The sequence below is a fragment of the Chryseobacterium candidae genome (genome assembly GCF_004916905.1).
GTDB classification, from domain to species: Bacteria; Bacteroidota; Bacteroidia; order Flavobacteriales; family Weeksellaceae; genus Chryseobacterium; species Chryseobacterium candidae.
Map to the genome: position 1 here is coordinate 325,790 of NZ_SDLV01000025.1, position 19,494 is coordinate 345,283.

At 35.9% G+C, this 19,494-nt stretch carries 19 protein-coding genes; 10 read left to right on the top strand and 9 right to left on the bottom strand.

Annotated features, from left to right (window positions below):
• Positions 1–10: 10 nt before the first annotated feature.
• The 5 genes from EK417_RS13480 (at position 11) to EK417_RS13500 (ending at position 2,591) form a co-directional block, all read left to right on the top strand.
• Entirely contained in the window at positions 11–421 is a 411-nt protein-coding gene (locus tag EK417_RS13480) for a hypothetical protein (protein ID WP_136522434.1), read from the top strand.
• 268 nt (positions 422–689) lie between these two features.
• Positions 690–1,157, top strand: coding sequence for a pyrophosphohydrolase domain-containing protein (locus EK417_RS13485; protein WP_136522435.1), 468 nt, complete (start codon positions 690–692; stop codon positions 1,155–1,157).
• 3 nt (positions 1,158–1,160) lie between these two features.
• Positions 1,161–1,724 carry a TlpA family protein disulfide reductase gene (locus EK417_RS13490; protein ID WP_136522436.1) on the top strand — a complete coding sequence of 188 codons (564 nt, stop codon included), beginning with the start codon at positions 1,161–1,163 and terminating at the stop codon, positions 1,722–1,724.
• Between the two features lie 3 nt (positions 1,725–1,727).
• Positions 1,728–2,333, top strand: coding sequence for a DUF4230 domain-containing protein (locus EK417_RS13495; RefSeq protein ID WP_136522437.1), 606 nt, complete (start codon positions 1,728–1,730; stop codon positions 2,331–2,333).
• Between the two features lie 72 nt (positions 2,334–2,405).
• Positions 2,406–2,591 carry a hypothetical protein gene (locus EK417_RS13500; RefSeq protein ID WP_076594798.1) on the top strand — a complete coding sequence of 62 codons (186 nt, stop codon included), beginning with the start codon at positions 2,406–2,408 and terminating at the stop codon, positions 2,589–2,591.
• Positions 2,592–2,688: 97 nt separating this feature from the next.
• On the opposite strand, the gene leuB is transcribed toward EK417_RS13500, so the two are convergent.
• The 4 genes from leuB to EK417_RS13520 form a co-directional block, all read right to left on the bottom strand.
• A complete protein-coding gene (leuB, locus tag EK417_RS13505) occupies positions 2,689–3,813 on the bottom strand; it encodes a 3-isopropylmalate dehydrogenase (protein ID WP_136522438.1) in 1,125 nt (374 codons plus the stop codon).
• The gene (gene leuD / locus EK417_RS13510) at positions 3,794–4,402 is read right to left on the bottom strand and encodes a 3-isopropylmalate dehydratase small subunit (protein ID WP_076594800.1); all 609 of its coding nucleotides are present in this window, start codon (positions 4,400–4,402) and stop codon (positions 3,794–3,796) included. The genes leuB and leuD overlap by 20 nt, the downstream gene beginning before the upstream one ends.
• Positions 4,403–4,608: 206 nt before the next feature.
• On the bottom strand, positions 4,609–5,997 hold the full coding sequence (gene leuC, locus EK417_RS13515) for a 3-isopropylmalate dehydratase large subunit (protein WP_110366118.1): 1,389 nt from the start codon (positions 5,995–5,997) through the stop codon (positions 4,609–4,611).
• A 30-nt stretch (positions 5,998–6,027) separates the two neighbouring features.
• Positions 6,028–7,191 carry a 2-isopropylmalate synthase gene (locus EK417_RS13520; RefSeq protein ID WP_076594802.1) on the bottom strand — a complete coding sequence of 388 codons (1,164 nt, stop codon included), beginning with the start codon at positions 7,189–7,191 and terminating at the stop codon, positions 6,028–6,030.
• A 148-nt stretch (positions 7,192–7,339) separates the two neighbouring features.
• Between EK417_RS13520 and EK417_RS13525 the strand changes: the two genes are divergently transcribed.
• Positions 7,340–8,884, top strand: a complete 1,545-nt coding sequence (locus EK417_RS13525) for a hypothetical protein (protein WP_136522439.1) — start codon at positions 7,340–7,342, stop codon at positions 8,882–8,884.
• 231 nt (positions 8,885–9,115) lie between these two features.
• Here the strand turns inward: EK417_RS13525 and EK417_RS13530 are convergent, their stop codons facing one another.
• Both EK417_RS13530 and EK417_RS13535 read right to left on the bottom strand, forming a co-directional pair.
• On the bottom strand, positions 9,116–10,090 hold the full coding sequence (locus tag EK417_RS13530) for a dipeptidase (RefSeq protein ID WP_136522440.1): 975 nt from the start codon (positions 10,088–10,090) through the stop codon (positions 9,116–9,118).
• A gap of 20 nt (positions 10,091–10,110) precedes the next feature.
• On the bottom strand, positions 10,111–11,298 hold the full coding sequence (locus tag EK417_RS13535) for a DUF4932 domain-containing protein (protein WP_136522441.1): 1,188 nt from the start codon (positions 11,296–11,298) through the stop codon (positions 10,111–10,113).
• A 92-nt stretch (positions 11,299–11,390) separates the two neighbouring features.
• Between EK417_RS13535 and thrS the strand changes: the two genes are divergently transcribed.
• Entirely contained in the window at positions 11,391–13,310 is a 1,920-nt protein-coding gene (gene thrS / locus EK417_RS13540) for a threonine--tRNA ligase (protein WP_076594806.1), read from the top strand.
• Between the two features lie 158 nt (positions 13,311–13,468).
• Positions 13,469–13,969: a translation initiation factor IF-3 gene (gene infC / locus EK417_RS13545; RefSeq protein ID WP_027372223.1), complete on the top strand. Its 501-nt coding sequence runs from the start codon at positions 13,469–13,471 to the stop codon at positions 13,967–13,969.
• Positions 13,970–14,113: 144 nt separating this feature from the next.
• Here infC and EK417_RS13550 read toward each other — a convergent pair whose 3' ends face one another.
• Positions 14,114–14,677 (bottom strand): hypothetical protein, encoded by a 564-nt coding sequence (locus EK417_RS13550; protein WP_136522442.1) that lies wholly within the window; start codon positions 14,675–14,677, stop codon positions 14,114–14,116.
• A gap of 158 nt (positions 14,678–14,835) precedes the next feature.
• Here EK417_RS13550 and EK417_RS13555 point away from each other — a divergent pair, with 158 nt between their 5' ends.
• Both EK417_RS13555 and EK417_RS13560 read left to right on the top strand, forming a co-directional pair.
• Positions 14,836–15,909, top strand: coding sequence for a resolvase (locus EK417_RS13555; protein ID WP_136522443.1), 1,074 nt, complete (start codon positions 14,836–14,838; stop codon positions 15,907–15,909).
• Positions 15,910–15,995: 86 nt separating this feature from the next.
• Positions 15,996–16,562: a hypothetical protein gene (locus EK417_RS13560; RefSeq protein WP_136522444.1), complete on the top strand. Its 567-nt coding sequence runs from the start codon at positions 15,996–15,998 to the stop codon at positions 16,560–16,562.
• Positions 16,563–16,642: 80 nt separating this feature from the next.
• Here EK417_RS13560 and EK417_RS13565 read toward each other — a convergent pair whose 3' ends face one another.
• Both EK417_RS13565 and EK417_RS13570 read right to left on the bottom strand, forming a co-directional pair.
• Complete coding sequence (locus EK417_RS13565) at positions 16,643–17,272, bottom strand: response regulator (protein ID WP_136522445.1); 630 nt, start codon at positions 17,270–17,272, stop codon at positions 16,643–16,645.
• Between the two features lie 2 nt (positions 17,273–17,274).
• Positions 17,275–19,482: a histidine kinase gene (locus tag EK417_RS13570; protein WP_136522446.1), complete on the bottom strand. Its 2,208-nt coding sequence runs from the start codon at positions 19,480–19,482 to the stop codon at positions 17,275–17,277.
• Positions 19,483–19,494 lie beyond the last annotated feature (12 nt).

Below are 19,494 nucleotides of genomic sequence, written 5' to 3' on the forward strand. Positions count from 1 at the left end.
ATTAACTCAGATGTACTCAATATCAGAAAAAATAAACATTACCGGAAAAGCTTATGTTGAAAAAAGTTCCTTTATCAATGACGAGGCACTCCCATCAGCAGCAGCAATTTTCACCTGCTCTCATTGCGGAAACAAAAATACAATTACAATAGCTCCTTACGAATCAGGATTTCCTGTTCTGCAATTATATCATGAAGATAAGGTGTTACCTAAAAGTGAATTGCTAAAACATGGAATGGTCAGCGAAACCTCTCAAAGAATGTTTCATTTCGGCGAATTGACCGTTAATGATCTGCCAACATTATACTTTGGTACCCATTGCACTTCCTGTCAATCAAAATATATAGCCATATTCAGCTATGGGGAAAAGCAGCCCGGATTGATGATACTGACCATTTCCGGAGTGTGGAAATATGAGTAATTAAAAATATACCCAAAGATTCATCACAAAACCACAATTTTCAAGTTGTGGTTTTTGATTTCTATGGATTAAATTTTTCCCACAGACAAGGTAGATTTTCACAGATGTTTGGGTTTAAATAATTTTATTCTGAAAATGAAATGCTGCAATTTATTATCTGTGATACTGTAATCATTATATGCTCTCTTCCTCTTTATTCATAGATTTCTCCCTGTACATTTCACATTTTACAAATCCTTTTCTATCTTTGTGGGAAATAAAAAAATTCATGGATAAAATTGATAGTCTGAACCAAGTAGCAGAATTCCATACTACTTTCAAAGCCCCTATTTTAGATACCCCACAAATTCCTTCTCCTGAAAGATGCAGTCTGAGAGTAGAGCTTTTACAGGAAGAATTAAACGAACTGAAGCAAGCGATTGCAGATAATAATATCGTAGAAATTGCAGATGCATTATGTGATCTTCAGTATGTTTTGAGTGGTGCTGTACTAGAATTCGGACTTGGCAACAAATTTGTAGAACTATTCAACGAAGTTCAGCGCTCCAATATGTCAAAAGCATGTGATAATGAAGAGCAGGCAAAGGAAACCGTAGAATTTTACAATGAAAAGGGAGTAGAATCTTTTTATGAAAAATCCGGAGAAAAATTCAATGTTTACAGACAGGCAGATCATAAAGTATTAAAAAACAAATACTACTCTCCTGCTGATTTAAAATCAATTATCGAAAAATAAAATATGAAAAAATTTATTACCAATATTGTTGCCTTTTCAAGCTTGTTTTTGGCTGCACAACAGGTTACTGCACAAAAAGTTGTGGTAAACCGTGAAGTTGAAACTCAGAATGAAGGCAAAATGCTTTTAGGAAACCAGTTGAAAGAGCAGTTTTTGAAAGCTCCTTATGCAGATTGGTATGTGAAAGAACATGATGAGTATGTTCTTGACCAAAAAGCAGTCAGTGATTTAAAAAAAGAAAAAATCGGAACTTATGATATTATTGTTTTCATAGGAACCTGGTGTGAAGACAGCCACAGAGATTTTCCAAGACTGATGAAAATATTGGAAGCCGTGAGTTATCCGGACAGTAAATTGAATATTATTGCTGTTAACCGTAAGAAAGAGTCTCCTACCGGAGATGAAAGTCTTTACAATCTTCAGAAAGTTCCTACCATTATCCTGAAAAGATATGGAAAAGAAGTAGGCAGAATTATCGAAATGCCTACTACAGGATATATTGAAAGGGATTTGGTTCAAATTCTGAAAAAGAACGATTCGTCTGTTATCAAAGAAATTTTTAAATAGATTTTGAGAAATCATAGAACAATATTATCCTTTGCAGCGGGTGCCGGCGCGATGGTGCTGCTGTTTTTTGGTCTGAAATCCTGCCTGAATCTTGGAAGTAAAACTGAAAAATCAGATTATTATATTCTGACCAATCAAATTTCCAAGATGAATAAAATGGTGGTGATGGAACAGAATACATCCAGCATGCAGAAAACCAAAATGGGTTATGAGGTTTTTGGGAAAGAAGTTTCCAGCAACAGCATCATTACGTATACAAAGACTAATGCACAGGTTTCTTATGATCTCAACAAAATGAAGATCGAAGTAGATTCCATCAACAAAAAGCTTATTATTACTGAGCTTCCTGATGCTGAGATAAGAATAACTCCAAGCGTTGAGATCCAGTCTTTGGACGATTCTTTCTTTAACAGAATCTCGGAAAAAGATATTAAAAGTGTTACTCAAAAAGCTAAGGAAACAGCAGAAAAATCAATTGACCAGAATCAGCTGAGAACCGAAGGCCGCAAACAGCTGATGGAAAATCTGAATAATGTTTTTGTTCTGGCAAAGGCTTTAAATTATGAAATAGAAGACAAAACCGGAAAAATTGGTATTCTGGGACTTTAGAAGAAAATATTTCTGTTTGGCAAACCCTTTGAATGATATGATCCATATTGTTGACATTTAAAATTCAAAATCATGGATACAAAAGGAAAAAACCATAAAAAAGAATCTGCCAATACCGCAGAAACCCAAAAGCAAAATCAGGATTTCCAGAATATTCCTGCAGCATCAAAAAAGACCAATCCGCCTGATATTGATAAGGAAGATGTTCAGAAATCTTCAAAAAACCAATCAGGAAAAACGGATAATACAAAAAGATAAAAAAGCTCTTAGGGCTTTATTTATAATGAAAAACGAAAAGTTCCGCCTCGTATGAGGCGGAACTTCTCTTTCTAACTATCTAACTAAACATTTGTTTCTATACAATGGTGGATTTTCCGATCTTGATATTTTCAAAATTGTAATAGGACTTTTCGGAATATCTGATATGATCAGCAATAAAGCTACCCACTTCACTTGTGGAGTAATACTGCTTGGTATTAAGATCAATTGTTACATACTTATTCTCAATAGCATGTTCTACAGACTGTCTTAATTTATCTGCTGCATTCTGTAAGTTAAGATGATCCAGCATCATGGCAACGCTTAAAATAGATGCAACAGGATTGGCAATTCCTTTTCCTTTTGCCTGTGGATAAGACCCATGAATAGGCTCAAACAAAGCATTTTTCTCTCCTACTGAAGCAGAAGGCAATAATCCGATAGAACCTCCTATTACACTTGCTTCATCAGAAATAATATCACCAAACATATTTTCCGTTACAATAACATCAAAATGCTTAGGATTAAGAATCAGCTGCATGGCTGCATTGTCTACAAACATATAATCAAGCTGTACATCAGGATATTCCGGTGCAATTTCCTGGCAGGTCTTTCTCCACAATCTTGAGGTATCCAGAACATTGGCTTTATCAATAAGGGTAAGCTTTTTCTTTCTTTTCTGAGCTTCCTGGAATGCCATGTGTGCAATCGGAATAATATCTTCGCGGCTATATTTGCAGACATCATAAGCGTAGTTACCTTCCGGATCTGTAAATTTTTCACCAAAATAGATCCCGCTCACCAGTTCTCTGAAAATCTGGATATCGGCACCCTCAATAAATTCTCTTTTGAGCGGACTCTTATCAATCAGAGACGCATAGGTTTTCAAGGGACGGATATTGGCAAACAATCCTAACTCCTTACGAAGTCTTAATAATCCCTGTTCAGGTCTTACTTTCGCTTCCGGATTATTATCAAAAACCGGATCGCCTATAGCTCCGAAAAGTACTGCATCAGACTCTTTACAGATTTTCAGTGTTTCTTCAGGCAAAGGATTTCCTGTTTTAAAAATAGCCTCTGCACCAATTAATCCATAATCAAAATGGAATTTATATTGAAAAACTTCAGCAATAACATCTAATATTTTAATGCTTTCACTGATGATTTCCGGGCCAATCCCATCTCCGGGAAGAACCGCGATTTTAAAATAATTGTCGCTCATTTGCTTTTTGTGTTTTTAATTCAAATTCTGTGATGGTCTGCTTTCTGCTGATTAAAAAATCAATATCATCGTAGCCGTTCAGCAGGCATATTTTTTTATAGGAATCAAGTTCAAAGGTTTCCGTGGTATCTTTAAAGCTGACAGACTGCAGCTCTACATCAATGGCAATTTCATTATCAGGATTTTCATTAATTCCTTCAAGGATTTCTTTTAAAAATTCTTCTGAAACTTTTACAGGAAGAAGCCCGTTATTCAGGGCATTTCCTTTAAAGATATCTGCAAAATAACTTGAAATAATTACTTTGAAACCATAATCCGTCAATGCCCACGCTGCGTGTTCACGGCTGCTTCCACAACCGAAATTATTTCCCGCCACTAAAATTTCACCCTCGAATTTTGGATTGTTTAAAACAAATTCCGGATTAGGTTCTCCCGTATGGATATTGAACCTCCAGTCTCTGAACAGATTTTCTCCAAAACCTTTTCTGTCTATACTTTTCAGGAATCTTGCCGGAATAATCTGGTCTGTATCTATATTTTCTGCCGGCAATGGAACTGCGCGGGATTTTAAAACAACTAATTTTTGCATGTGTTCTACATTGTTAGACTTTAACCACAAAAGTTTTTTTTACTTTATTAAAAGAATCCACATAAGAAGTTCGCATAAGAATGAAAATCAAAGATTTTCAATAAAAAGCTTAAGTGCTTTTTTCATGTAAGTAAATAATAACTTCTTCTTACATAAGCATTGCTTTCTTTTGTGTCTTTGTGGTTAAAACATAATTTAAAATACTTTTAATTTAAACTTTCAAAAGCTGAGATCTTACCTTCTATGGCTGCTTTTGCTGCAGTAAGCGGGCTGGCAAGAATAGTTCTTGAACCTTGTCCCTGCCTGCCTTCAAAGTTTCTGTTGGAGGTGGAGACGCAATATTCTCCTTCCGGGATTTTATCATCATTCATGGCCAGACAGGCTGAACATCCCGGCTGACGAATCTGAAATCCTGCGTCACTGAATATTTTATCCAAACCTTCCTCATAAATCTGTTTAACCACCTGTTGAGATCCGGGAACAATCAGTGCTTTTACAGCATCAGATTTACTTTTCCCTTTAATATACTGGGCCGCAGAGCGGAAATCTTCTATTCTTGCATTGGTACAGCTTCCTATGAACACATAGTTAACCTTGATACTGTTAACTGTCTGTCCGGCTTCCAGCCCCATATATTTCAAAGCTTTCTCTTCGGATTCATTTTGCGGTGCCGGAATAACTTCGCGGATTGAAATACCCATTCCCGGATTGGTACCATAAGTTATCATTGGGTAAATATCCGAAGCATCAAAGCTGAGTTCCTGATCAAAAACAGCTCCTTCATCTGTTTTCAGGGTTCTCCAATACGCTGCTTTTTCATTCCAGTCTTCTCCTTCCGGAGCAAATTTCCTTCCCTTTACGTATTCTAAAGTAGTTTCATCCGGAGCAATCATTCCGCCTCTGGCACCCATTTCAATACTCATGTTGCAGACCGTCATTCTTCCTTCCATTGACATTTCTTCAAATACATTCCCTGCATATTCACAGAAATATCCTGTTCCTCCGTCTGTTCCTATTTTTGAAATGATATAAAGAATCACATCTTTAGGCTGAACATTTTCATTTAATTTGCCATTGACTGTAATTCTCATTGATTTCGGCTTATTCAGCAATAAACACTGGCTGGCAAATACCTGAGCCACCTGGCTGGTTCCAATCCCAAAGGCAATAGATCCAAATGCGCCATGGGTAGAGGTATGACTGTCACCACATACAATGCTCATTCCCGGCTGGGTAATCCCTAATTCCGGAGCGATAATATGAACAATTCCCTGATATTGATGTCCCAATCCGAAAAGTTCAATATTATTTTTCTTACAGTTTTCCGTAAGCTGCTCTACCTGATTTCTTGAAAGATCATCTTTAATGGGCTGATCCTGATCCAAAGTAGGTACGTTGTGATCTGCAGTGGCTACAATCTGTTCCGGCCTGAAGAGTTCCAGATTTCTGGATTCAAGTTCCGCAAAGGCCTGAGGACTGGTTACCTCATGAATAAGATGCTTGTCTATATAAATGATCTGAGGTCCGTCAGGAATAGTTTCTACCACGTGAGCGTCCCATACTTTATCAAAAAGTGTCTTTTTATTGTTGTTCATTGTTTACTTTATCTTGATTTTACATCAAACCTATCCTATTTTTCTGCTGAAAGAATCTATCATTACATTCAGATCATCATTATCTATTTCTTTTTTAAGATCAGCGATCTTCAAAAATTCCTGATATAAGTAATCAAGCTCATTCTTAGTTACTTCATAGCCTATATGCTTGAAACGGTAAGCCAATGCTGAACGTCCGCTTCTCGCAGTCAGTATAATCGAAGAAGCATTTACACCTACTTCTGCGGGATCAATGATTTCATAGGTCTCCCTGTTTTTAATCACACCATCCTGATGAATTCCTGAGCTGTGAGCAAAGGCATTAGCACCTACAATGGCTTTGTTAGGCTGTACGGACATTCCCATCAGATCAGAAACCATCGCACTCATTTCATTCAGCATTCTGGAATTCACATCGGTATGCAGATTCAAATCCTTATGCTGTTTTAAAATCATGACAACTTCCTCCAATGCTGTGTTGCCAGCTCTTTCTCCTAATCCGTTGATGGTACATTCTATCTGGCGCGCTCCGTTGATTGCTCCTGCAATAGAATTTGCTGTAGCCAGTCCGAGATCATTATGGCAATGACATGAAAGCACTGCTTTTTCAATTCCTTTTACGTTTTCTCTCAGGTACTTTATTTTCTGACCATACTCTTCCGGAAGACAGTATCCTGTGGTATCAGGAATATTCAGTACAGTTGCTCCTGCTTTAATGACCGCTTCACATACTCTTGCAAGATATTCATTATCCGTTCTTCCTGCATCTTCAGCATAAAATTCTACGTCTTCCACATATGTTTTTGCATATCTTACCGCATCAGCTGCTCTTTCAATAATGTCTTCTCTTGTGGAGTTGAATTTGTATTTAATATGAGAATCCGAAGTCCCGATTCCTGTGTGGATTCTTGGTTTCTTTGCAAACTTCAGTGCTTCTGCCGCAGTATCAATATCTTTTTTATTGGCTCTTGTGAGTCCGCATACCTTCGCATTTTTCACCAGTTTTGAAATTTCTGAAACAGATTCAAAATCTCCGGGGCTGGAAATTGGAAATCCCGCCTCGATAATATCAATTCCTAACGTATCAAGCCTTTCAGCAATAATCAGTTTTTGTTCCGTATTCAGTTTGCATCCCGGAACCTGCTCCCCATCTCTCAGTGTCGTGTCAAAAATTTCAATTTTTTCGGAATTCATAAGTGAAGTTTTTTACTTAATTTTGGCTCAAAACTACAGCTTGCGTTATTTTTTCATTTTCACTTTTCCTGAAAATTACAATATTCAATAGCTTAGAAAACAATTGTATTTATTTATTAATCAGTAATTTAATTCCCAAAAATTTACAATGGCAGAATTGCAGAAAGATTTTTTGTTTGTATTGGTAAAGTCATTGACCACCTCTGAAAAAAGACAGTTTAAACTCTACGTAAACCGGCTCGGAATTAACGTAGATGCCAAATTTTTGCTGTTATTTTCTGAGATGGATAAAATGAAAGAATACGATGAAAGTATTATTATTGAGAAAAAAATATCTACAAAACAACAGCTTTCCAACCTTAAAGCCCATCTTTACAAACAGATTCTTGTAAGTCTCCGTATGAACCCGAGTCATCAGAACTACAGAATACAGCTTCGTGAACAGTTGGATTTCGCCAACATTCTGTATCAGAAAGGGCTTTATAAACAGGCTTTAAAAATATTAGACAAGACCAAGCAAACGGCACTGGAACTGGATGAAAAAAGTATTGCATCGGAGATCATAGATCTTGAAAAAGTAATTGAATCACAATTTATTACACGAAGTATTGAAGGCCGTGCGGAAGAGCTTATCAAACAGTCCCGGGAGATCAGTAAACAAAACCGTTATACCACAAAATTATCTAATCTTTCTCTGAAATTATACAGCGAAATGCTTACCCATGGTTATGTAAAAAACGATGCAGACCGACAGGAAGTAATGGATATCTTTAATGCTGAGATTAAAAATATTAATCCTGAGAAACTGAATTTCACGGAGAAATTATGGTATTACAAAGCCCATGTCTGGAAAAACCAGCTCTTACAGGATTATAAATACACCTTAAAATATGCCTATCAGTGGGTAGATCTTTTTCATAAAAAGCCTGAAATGATTTACAGCCATCCTGTTTGGTATATCAAGGGAAATACTTATTTGCTGAAAATCCTGTTTTTATATGGAAATATTGATATTCTGGAAGAGCATTTTCAGAATTTCAACAAAATGGTACATACGGAGAATTTTGTTCAGAATGAAAATCTCCAGTCTCTTATTTTCCTTACCCATTACAATACCCTGATGAATATTCACTTTGTAAAAGGAGAATTTTTTACAGGAACCAAACTTATTCCTGAAGTGGAATTAAAAATGGAAAAACTTAGAGAAAGAATAGATGAACACCATTTTATGATTCTCTACCTTAAAATGGCGGCCATGTTCTTCGGCAGTAAAATGTTTGACAAATCTATTGAATATTCCATGAGGGTCATCGAATCCAAAGGAAATGTGCAGGAAGACCTGTTGTTCCATACCCGGATTCTGATCTTAATGGCAAAATATGAGTCCGGTAATGATGAAGATTATGATGAATTTATTGCTTCTACTTTGAAGTTTGCCAAGAAAATGAAGAAGCCGGAAGAATTCCATTTTGAAAGCATCCAGTTCTTCAAGAACCTTAATAATCAGGTGCCGGATCAGAGACAGAAAGCATTTGAAAGTTTTGATAAAAAGCTGGAAGAGTTTTCCAACAATGAGTATTACCGACGCTCCTTATTCTATATTGACATCCATGGATGGATCAAATCTAAAGTTCAGCATGTGGATGTGGTTGAGATTATCAAGCATAAAGTGAAGTACAAAAGAAAACATTAAATAAAAATATGTAAAATTCTATTTTACAATATTTTAAAATAATTTATCTCATGTAAAAAAGAGCATAAAAAACTGTTTTCTTTTTAATATAGTCTCGCAGACTTAGGTATTAACAGGTCGCTCCTCCGGAGCTTTATTTCTATGGGGAATTCATTTTTTTCTACCAACAGTAGATCCCAATGGGAGCGACCTGTTTAATTATGCTTTGATTTAATCGGACAGAAATATTTTTTATTGATACATATTCTCTATGAAATCCAATGCATTTTTATGACTGATCTTTTCTGCTAATTCTGAAGAGAAGCGTTTTTCAATTTCTTTATTGATGGCATTAAAAACGGATGCATCATCATATCCTTCAAAGAAAACAGGATATCGGGATTTATCCGGGTGGTTTTTCCAAAAGAAAAAATCGGCTCCATATGCAAGCGCATCTTCTCCTCCTAAATCAAGACCGTACTGAATATGTTCATACAACATTTCCGGGTTGGTATCATCAACACAATTGCGGATAAAGTTGAGCCCTATTAATCCTTTTCTTTTAATGACTTCTTTTGCCAGTTCATCAGGAAGATTTCTTTTTTTGTCGTGGACCTGTCTATAGTTAGAATGACTTGCTAACACAGGAATCTTATAGTTTCTCTGATCGATATAATTAAGAATTCCATAAGCAAGCTGATCACTGGTATGAGCCAGATCAATAGCAATATTTTTTTCTGAAAAATAGTCAAGCAGGACTTTTCCGTCATCTTTCAGTCCGACATCAGAATTGTTTCCTCCTCCAAATCGGTTTTCAGTATGATGGGTTATTCCAAGATAAAGAACTTTCTGTGTTTTTTCAATGATCGCTTCCAAATTTTTAAAGCCAGCATCAAGGGTATCATTTTCACCACAAAAGCCAGATGCATTTTCAATGGAAGCAATAACGCCTACCTTATCTGTGTTCTCAGGATTCTTATAGTTTTCACAATCAAATAAGAAAAAGCTTTCATTTTGAAGGAGATCTGAAAATATTTCGCTCTGCTTTGCTCCATAAACAGTACTATTTTCATCTGTTGCTGAGTATATAGCCATCACCTGAAGCTTTACATTTCCTTCCTGCAAATATGGAAGCGAACAGCCAAGCTCTTTATCATCTGTTAACGACCCCGGCCGCAGTAAATAGCATAATAAATCGCAATGCAGATCAATATTAATAGGATTCATATTATTGTAATTTTAAAGTTTTATTTCTTTACTTTTTTAAGTTCATCATTGATAAATTCTACAGAACTGTTTTCAAAAGCTTCAAGCAGTCTCGGCACGAAATCTCCGAATGTTTTATATTTTTTTCTGTTAGAATTGTAATCTTTTAATTTTTCTTCTAATAAGGGTATAAAAATGAAATTATTTTTCAAATGATATTCCTGAAGTCTTTTTACCCTTTCTTCATCTTTCTGAATTCTGGCAGTTTCAATCTCACCCAATCTCACCAGATGTTCCGCAACACAGGTTTGATAATCCCCATAACCTCCTGTTTTAATCATCACTTCTTTTAATTTTGACTTTTCAAATAAATCTTTAAACCTGGTCAGCTGTTCCTTATTTTTATATATTTCTTTATTCACAAAAGAGTGTCCGAATTCATGAACACTTAAAAAACGTGCCTGAAACTGATTGTCATAGCCAAATTCTGCAGTTTTCTGTACTCTCACGAACGGACTTGCAATCTCATAAATATTTTTTGCTCCTGATTTTAAAACGACTTCTGCAGCAATTCCTCTTCCTTCATTATCTTCTATAGGCCACATCATCATAGGAGAAATAATAATGGTATAGGCATTAAAGCTTTCGCCGTAAAACCGCTCCATAGCAGCCGTAAATCCGGCAGGAATCTGTTTGTTATATTCCTCTATCCCACCATTATAGAAGCTTTCATTCTCTTTAAAAAACTGCCCTATATTCTCCTGAATATAGAATCTTGAAAGATCAGAAATATAATTTTTAATTAAATCTGTAACTTCTTTATTTTGTTCCCTGGTCAGATTATTGTTTTCAAAATGATAATCATTGAGCCAGTCTACTGCCGGAAATTCCTTATGATACATAAGAGGTTTCATGAGGACATCATTTCCGGAACCATATTTTTCCATTAAAACATCATTGAGTTCTGCTGTAGAAACAGCAATTTTTGAATTCTTCAGCCGGCTATATTTCTGTAAAGCATTTTTTACAACAGGCTGGTAAACAGAGCACTCTTTTATCTTATAAAGTTCAAAGTCTTTATTGTTCCTTCTATGCTCTGCGGAAAGAATTTCTGCAAGAAAATAGGTTTCAATATTTTTGTTATAAGTAACAGAAAATGGAGTGTTTTTTTTCTGTGAAAAGCTACAAACGGAACTCAGTGATAGAAATACAACCAGTATCTTTTTCATTTTAAATATTAATTCTCATTCTAATTATAGGCTAATATAGTATTTTATCTAAAAATTCCGTATTTTTGCATCTTAAAATTTCTTAGTAAACAATGATAAAAATTACACTTCCAGACAATAGTGTCAAAGAATTCGAGGGAGCAGTGACTCCTCTAGATGTGGCAAAATCTATAAGCGAGGGATTGGCTAGAAACACCATTTCCGCAATTGTTAATGACAAACAAGTAGAAACGACCACACCTATAACCACGGATTCTACGGTACAGCTTTTGACCTGGAATGATGATCTTGGAAAGAAGGCTTTCTGGCACTCTTCTGCCCACCTTCTGGCGCAGGCAATCCTTGAGTTTTATCCTGATGCTAAGTTGACCATCGGTCCTGCAATTGAAAGCGGATTCTACTATGATGTAGATTTCGGGGATGAAAGCTTATCTGAAAAAGATTTTGAAAAGATTGAGAAAAAGATCTTGGAAAATGCAAAGAAAGGTTCTACCTTCTCTTTGTATCCGGTTTCTAAAGAAGAAGCTTTAAAAACGTATGCAGACAATCCTTACAAAGTGGAATTAATCTCTAATCTTAATGATGGGGAAATCACTTTTGTAACACACGATAACTTCACAGATTTATGTCGTGGCGGTCACATTCCAAATACAGGAATCGTAAAAGCGGTTAAAATATTAAATGCTGCAGGAGCTTATTGGAGAGGTAATGAAAAGAACCCTCAACTGACAAGAGTATACGGTATTTCTTTCCCTAAACAGAAAGACCTTACTGAATATCTTGAAAGACTGGAGGAAGCTAAAAGAAGAGACCACAGAAAACTAGGTAAAGAACTTGGAATTTTCGCATTTTCTGAAAAAGTAGGTGCCGGTTTACCACTTTGGCTGCCAAAAGGTACTGCTTTAAGAAGAAAACTGGAAAATTTCCTTTCTGATGCCCAGAAAAAAGGAGGTTACGAATTTGTAATGTCTCCACACATCGGGGCAAAAGAATTATATGTAACTTCAGGACACTGGGATAAATATGGAGAAGACAGCTTCCAGCCGATTAAAACTCCGAATGAAGGAGAAGAATTCCTGCTAAAGCCAATGAACTGTCCTCACCACTGTGAAATTTACAAAACTTCACAATGGAGCTACAGAGATTTACCTAAGAGATATGCAGAATTCGGTACGGTTTACAGATATGAGCAAAGTGGAGAGCTTCACGGATTAACGAGAGTTCGTGGATTTACTCAGGATGATGCTCACCTTTTCTGTACTCCGGATCAGCTTTCTGAAGAATTTGAAAAAGTAATTGATTTGACGCTTTATGTATTCAAATCTTTAGGTTTTGAAGATTTTGTAACTCAGGTTTCATTAAGAGATCCTGAAAACAAGCAAAAGTACATCGGTTCTGATGAGAACTGGGAGAAAGCAGAAAGTGCAATCATCAATGCAGCTCAAAAGAAAGGTTTAAAAACAGTAATAGAATACGGAGAAGCTGCATTCTACGGTCCTAAGCTTGACTTCATGGTGAAAGATGCTTTAGGAAGAAAATGGCAGCTTGGAACCATCCAGGTGGATTATAACCTTCCGGAAAGATTCGATCTTCATTATATCGGAAATGATAATGAAAAGCACAGACCCGTGATGATCCACAGAGCACCATTCGGTTCTATGGAGCGTTTTATTGCTATTTTGCTGGAGAATACAGCAGGTGATTTCCCACTATGGCTAAGTCCGGATCAATTTATTATTCTACCGATCAGTGAAAAATATGTAGATTATTCAAAAAAAGTTTCACAATTTTTGGAAAATCACGATATTAGCGGTCAGATTGATGACAGAAATGAGAAGACCGGTAAAAAGATCCGTGATGCTGAATTGAATAAAATTCCTTTTATGCTTGTCGTAGGAGAAAATGAAGAAAAAGAAGGCACGATCTCTGTAAGAAGACGCGGTGAAGGAGATCTTGGAGTGATGAAGATGGAAGATTTTGTAGCTTACTTCAAAAAAGAAGCAGCAATATAAATTAAAGACTGAAGGATTCAAAGATTAAAAAAATTAACGGAATCTTTAAATATTTGAATCAATTAAATTAAGTAATTAACCAATAAAATTATAATACAATAGCACAAAGATTTAACAACAGGGGCCCACAAAGACGTCCGGTACAAGAGGACTTACACTTGATCAACGATAAAATTCGTGTGAGAGAGCTTCGTTTGGTGGGCGATAACGTAGAGCCAGGAATTTATCCAATTGACAAAGCAAGACAGATTGCTGCGGAACAGGAATTGGATTTAGTAGTAATTTCTGACAAGGCAGAACCTTTTATTGCAAGAGTATTGGAATATAAGAAATTCTTATACGAGCAAAAGAAAAAACAGAAGGAACTTAAAGCTAAGCAGGTAAAAGTGGTTGTAAAAGAGATCCGTTTCGGGCCTCAGACTGATGATCACGATTATGAATTCAAAAAGAAGCATGCTGAAAAATTTCTTGAAGAAGGTTCTAAATTAAAAACCTACGTATTTTTTAAAGGACGTTCGATTATCTTTAAAGACCAGGGAGAAATCTTGCTTTTAAAACTTGCTCAGGAATTAGAGCACGTGGGAAAAGTAGACCAGCTTCCTAAACTTGAAGGAAAAAGGATGATTATGATGATGAGTCCTAAAAAACCGGCAAAATAATTAAGTCATTATTTTACATATAAACCTCAAAGCAATTTGAGGTTTTTTATTGCCCGGATTTCACAAAAACTTAAGATTGTTGATCCGGACTACCCTATCGCCCGGATCAATAATCCAACTTTTATAAAATTTTATACAATCTTACTATCCTTCAAAATCACCGCAATCGTGCTCTGTAAAAAGAGGTAAAGCTTTTTGCGTGGTAAAATATCTGGATATCCTTTTGTTTTTTAATTCCGGTTTTTTGCCTTCTATCACGAGTTCGTAAACGGGCGCTTTATCTATCTGGGTTAAAATAAAGGTTCTTTCCGGTGTCTTCAAGATAGTTTTATTTCCTTCATTAGAGTATGAAAAATCATCAGTTTCGAAAGTGTCTTTTTCATCACAGATATTGGTCCATCTGATCTGCTTTTTTGTTATAGAAAGGCTTGCCAAGTCACATGAATAACAGTTTCCGGAGAATTCTATCCCATATTTATCATGCACATTAGTGCTTTTACTATTCAACACATCAATAGGAACCAACGTTGAAAAATCACTTGCCATTTCTACTGTTTCAGGATCACTCTTCACGGGTTCCGGTGCAGATGCTGCAACTTCTTTTAGAGTATCAGGAGAGGTATTTGTTCCTGATTTTTTGTCTGCAGAGGGTGAGCAGGATGCTAATAAAGCAGTCATCACTGAAAGGCTGATTATTAAGTTTTTCATTTTACTAAGTAAATTATAATATTGGGGTTATCTTTTTGTAAAATTCTCCAAAATCCATCGTTCAATATATCCCTGTTTTCAGCCATTTATTCCCTGTATCAGGGAGTTTTGTTGGCTGCTGGCCTTAATACTGATACATTTGCTCAAAAATATAAAAAATGAAAGTCTTCAACCATCTCTTCATATCATCTATGATTGTTCTTACAGGATGCAAACAGGAGAATAAAAAATCAGAAACTAACAAAACACAAACTGAGGTTAAGCAGAAAACAATAACCCTTGCTGATTTCAAAAAAATAAAAGGGGTGGATAATATTCAGGAGGTACCGTTTCAATTATTTACAAAGCTTGATTCTGTACAGTTTTTTGTAACAGCTGGTAAAGATGCCGCCCATTTGAAAATACCTTACAATAAACTTGATAATTATTATGGATTTGAAGAGTTTGAGGACTTCTATTCTATTCACTACAGCATTAATAATGACATTTCAAATAGTATTGAAGCTTTTGTTCTGAAGTCAGAATTTACACCAGCATATGAACTTACTTTAAAGGGGGTTGATCTTTATGAGATCAGAAGCAGTACCTTTAAGGAATCGAGTGATTTCAAGAATAAATCTTTCAAAAAATTTGGGAGTATTGATGAGATATCAGAACATGAATTTAATTCAAGCTCAAAAAAGCAAATGGGTGAAAAGCTGGTAAAGAATCCCAGTATACAACTACAGGCAGATAACTGGGTATACAAAGAAAATGGCAGAGAAGAAGTGATTACACAACATGAAAGTGTCTCTACGGAGACCGGACCGCTAGCCAATGAATATGTAGGAAGGTCATCTTACTTAAATCTGGAAGTATTCAAAGAAAATTCTGATGAAGTTGTAGATTCCTATTATTCTTTTTTCAGTGTAAAAAATGCAGTGATGTTTGAGCTGAGTACCGAAGGCTACCCACAAATCCTTCCTTCTAAAGGCTGGGTTGCCTTTGTTTCATCCAATAATGATGTGGGGAGTAATTTTGTCATTTCAAAATACTTTCCTCAAACCAAAAAACAGGACAATCTTTTATATGTGAATTTCACCAACTTCAAAATAGCAGATGATAAAAAAGCATTCTGGACAGATAATGATACCTTCTACGCAGAAGTTTACCCTATTAATTCTTCTTCATCCAATGGTAAAAAGCAGAAAACAGCTTATATAAAAATCCAGTTGAAAGCTAATTTATTTTAGAGAATACAATTAAAAACCCCTGAAATCAGCCAGTGTGTAAGGGAATAAAGTCCAATATCTTTGCTGCAATTATTTAAAGAGATACAATGAAAAAATTAAGTTTGACCCTTCTTTTTTGTTTGCTAAGTTTTATGGCTTTCTCACAATCGTTAAAAGTTGTTATTAAACAGGACGGAAAAGTAATTGAACCTGTAAATGATGTTTATGAACTGAAAAAATCTCCTTTTTTGTTTGAAATTACATCTGCCAATCTGGAAGGATTTCTAGTGGGTGCTACAACAAATAAAGACATCTACGCAGGAGCTTTGGGCATCTTGAACACCGAAATTCCCTGGTTTCAGAATACAGGTATGGCTGAAGAACTCTATAACAAGGATAAAGAAATGTTTCTGATGGATTCAGCACCTTCATACTGGTATTATACAGATGAAAAAGATCACAGATTTGATAAAAATCCTACAGGCAATGCAAAGCAATGGACTGCTACCCGTACTATTACAAGGTTTTATGATATCATGGCAGATCAGCCCATCAATGTAAAAGATTTTGACGGCAGCGTTTTTATACTGATGTACCATCCCGTTTATAATGATGAATATGATTTAGTAGACAAAAAAAACCTGTTTCAGGCTGCGTTGAAATTCAAGAATTAACCATACACAACCAAATTATTTGATTATATAAGAAAAAGGCTGCTTACATGATGTGAGCAGCCTTTTTCCGGATGACTATTTTATTCGATAATCAAGCCGTATTCTAAGGCTAATTTTATAGCTGAACTCAGGTTAGATGTCTGAAATTTTTCAATAAGATTTTTTCTGTGGCTTTCTACCGTGTGCGGACTTATAAAAAGTTTTTCTGCCATTTGATTGGTGGTAAGCCCCTTCGATGCTTCACCCAGAATTTCCTTTTCTCTTCGGGTTAATTTTGGAACCCGGCTAAGTCCGTCTGTTGATTTTTTATCCAGAACAGCCTTGGTTTGAGAGCATAAAAACCTGTTACCGGCATATACGGTGGTGATTCCTTCCAGGATTTCGGAAACTGAAGCATTTTTTTGAATGTATCCCAAAGCACCTTCTGCCAGAGTGCTGTTGATGACGGGCATTTCATTGTGAACGCTCAGGATAATAATCTGAAGGCTGCTGTACTTTTTCTTTAATGGTTTGATGAGTTCAATGCTGTTGGTTTCTGCCAGATTAATGTCCAGAAGCAAAATGTCAACCTCTTGTTTTGCAAGACCTGCATTCATTTCTGGGACGTTTTTGAAACATTCTACCACATCTATTGTTTCACTATGTCCTAAAATATTCTTAAGTCCTTCCAATAGAAGCGGATGATCATCCGTTATGGCTACTTTTATCATGTTTAATGAATAGGGATTTGAAGTTCTATACTCGTACCAATATTTAATTCGGAGTTAATATTCATGGTTCCTTTTAAAAACTGGACTCTAAGTTCAATGTTATGAAAACCTGCTGTTTTTCTAACGTCTAAGCCTGTATGATCAAAGCCTTTACCGTTATCCTCTACAGTAAGGTTTAACAGGTTTTCTCCTTCACTTATCTGAATAATAATTTCTGAAGTATCAGCATGTTTTATAGCATTATTAACCAATTCCTGAATAATCCTATAAATAATCAATTGTTTTTCTTTCGATATGGAATTGCTGTAATTGATAAACTCTGTATGGATTTTCAGGGTGTGATTGGAAATTCGGGAAGCAAACTCCTGAATAGCCACCTCCAGACCGTATTTTGTTAATAAATCAGGCATTAAGTTATGCGCCACCCGTCTCAGCTCTTCTACAGCACCATCTATTTGTTCAATTGATTTTGAAATTCCTTCTTCTATATTTTCGGATTGATGAGGATTTAAATAAGACAGTTGATGTTTCGTTCCGGAAAGCAAGCCTCCCAATCCGTCATGGAGATCACGGGCAAGACGGCCACGCTCCTGCTCCTGCCCCTCAAGCAATGCGGTAAGGGTAGAAATTTTCGAATTTTGTTTCTCCTGTTCCATTGCTAAAGCATGCAATTCGTCTCTTCGCTTAATAGACCTGGCACGTTGTTTATAGGCATACAACAATAAGAGGATCAAAACAATGAAGAATACAATAAAAAAGATATAGTATGTATTAATCTTTTCTTTAAATGCCAGCAGCTTTTTGTAGTTATGAATATCATTATTTTTCTGTTGAGTTTCCAGTTTTGCCAGACGAAGCTGCTGTTCTTTTTTTTCGGACTCAAGTTCTGAAAACTTTAGTCGCTCACGCTGGTTTTCTTCCACCAGTTTCAAGTTGTTGTAAACCTGTTCACGCTGTGCGCGCAAAATATTGATCAGTTTAATTTCCTGTGCTTTCTTGTCACTTTCAAGCTGTAGCTTGATGTATTTCTGTTCCTGCCGTTCTTTATCAAATTGAGATTCCAATCTTTTGGTAATATCCAGCTTTTCCTGATCATAAACTTTTTTGTACTGATCAAGATAATTTTTATAATAGGTCAGGGCTTCTTTATAATTTCCCTGCTCTTCGCTGATCTCTGATAAAGATTCAAGAATGGATAATTCTATATTATGATCTCTCACCGGGCTTTTTCCAATTTCCATGGAGGCTTTCAAAAAATAAGATTTGGCTGAATCATAGTTTTTATCCTGCAATGCAAGCTCTGCCAAAATTCCGAATGAAGAAGCAATATGAATAGGATCACCAATTTCCAGACTCACTGTATTGGCTAAATTTGCATAGTGTATGGCCTTATCTCTGTCAAACCCGGTGTACAAATTCGCCAGATTGATGGCGGCATACGATAGGCTGCTCCTGTTGAGCATCACATTTTTATTTTTATTGAAAGTAGCAATAGCCTGTAAATAATATTGTTTAGCCTTATTTCTAAACTCCGTATCAGATGGAGTTTGGGTGTATTTTTGTTCATACACATAACCCATTCGCATATATGCATCAAAGGTAAGATTGGGATCATTTTGTTTGGATGCCAACAATAAGAACTGCTTGCTGTATTTTTCTTCCAGCTGGTATTCATTGAGGTTAGAATAGATAGCTGACAGCTCTTTCGCTGCGTTGCCAAACCTTCCATACAATGTGGAAGTGGTTGGTGAGTTTTCATAATATTTAATCGCTTTTAGATAAGCGGCAACAGCATCGGTCGTTTTATTATTACGTGCCAGGATCCAGCCTTTGGCATAGTAAAAGTAGCCTTTAGCTTCATTACTGTTTGTTTTTAAACTGTATCCTTTCGCCATATCAAGGCTTTTAAAGGATTCATGTGTTTTATTATCCAGTCGATAATTCATAGCCTGTACGGCATATAAAATAACAGCATACTTACCATCGCTCTGTTTTGCAGCAATGGAAATATTGGTATTTAAAATCTGATACGATTTAGGTTTATGGTTATGGAAAAATAAAGCAGTGGCATACTTGGAAGCCAGATTCAGCTGTTCTGCTGTATTGTTTGAAGCATGGCCATATTCTTTTTCTAATCTGTTCAAAACATCCTGTGCCTGAGCAAAAAAAGGACAAACCAACAAAGCAAACATAAATAATAACCTGTACATCAAACCCTTATC

Excerpts from the sequence above, each read along its gene's own strand:
- EK417_RS13480 (WP_136522434.1), top strand. The coding sequence starts at position 11 with ATGTACTCAATATCAGAAAAAATAAACATTACCGGAAAAGCTTATGTT.
- EK417_RS13485 (WP_136522435.1), top strand. The coding sequence starts at position 690 with ATGGATAAAATTGATAGTCTGAACCAAGTAGCAGAATTCCATACTACT.
- EK417_RS13490 (WP_136522436.1), top strand. The coding sequence starts at position 1,161 with ATGAAAAAATTTATTACCAATATTGTTGCCTTTTCAAGCTTGTTTTTG.
- EK417_RS13500 (WP_076594798.1), top strand. The coding sequence starts at position 2,406 with ATGGATACAAAAGGAAAAAACCATAAAAAAGAATCTGCCAATACCGCA.
- leuB (WP_136522438.1), bottom strand. The coding sequence starts at position 3,813 with ATGAGCGACAATTATTTTAAAATCGCGGTTCTTCCCGGAGATGGGATT.
- leuD (WP_076594800.1), bottom strand. The coding sequence starts at position 4,402 with ATGCAAAAATTAGTTGTTTTAAAATCCCGCGCAGTTCCATTGCCGGCA.
- leuC (WP_110366118.1), bottom strand. The coding sequence starts at position 5,997 with ATGAACAACAATAAAAAGACACTTTTTGATAAAGTATGGGACGCTCAC.
- EK417_RS13520 (WP_076594802.1), bottom strand. The coding sequence starts at position 7,191 with ATGAATTCCGAAAAAATTGAAATTTTTGACACGACACTGAGAGATGGG.
- EK417_RS13525 (WP_136522439.1), top strand. The coding sequence starts at position 7,340 with ATGGCAGAATTGCAGAAAGATTTTTTGTTTGTATTGGTAAAGTCATTG.
- EK417_RS13530 (WP_136522440.1), bottom strand. The coding sequence starts at position 10,090 with ATGAATCCTATTAATATTGATCTGCATTGCGATTTATTATGCTATTTA.
- EK417_RS13535 (WP_136522441.1), bottom strand. The coding sequence starts at position 11,298 with ATGAAAAAGATACTGGTTGTATTTCTATCACTGAGTTCCGTTTGTAGC.
- thrS (WP_076594806.1), top strand. The coding sequence starts at position 11,391 with ATGATAAAAATTACACTTCCAGACAATAGTGTCAAAGAATTCGAGGGA.
- EK417_RS13550 (WP_136522442.1), bottom strand. The coding sequence starts at position 14,677 with ATGAAAAACTTAATAATCAGCCTTTCAGTGATGACTGCTTTATTAGCA.
- EK417_RS13555 (WP_136522443.1), top strand. The coding sequence starts at position 14,836 with ATGAAAGTCTTCAACCATCTCTTCATATCATCTATGATTGTTCTTACA.
- EK417_RS13560 (WP_136522444.1), top strand. The coding sequence starts at position 15,996 with ATGAAAAAATTAAGTTTGACCCTTCTTTTTTGTTTGCTAAGTTTTATG.
- EK417_RS13565 (WP_136522445.1), bottom strand. The coding sequence starts at position 17,272 with ATGATAAAAGTAGCCATAACGGATGATCATCCGCTTCTATTGGAAGGA.
- EK417_RS13570 (WP_136522446.1), bottom strand. The coding sequence starts at position 19,482 with ATGTACAGGTTATTATTTATGTTTGCTTTGTTGGTTTGTCCTTTTTTT.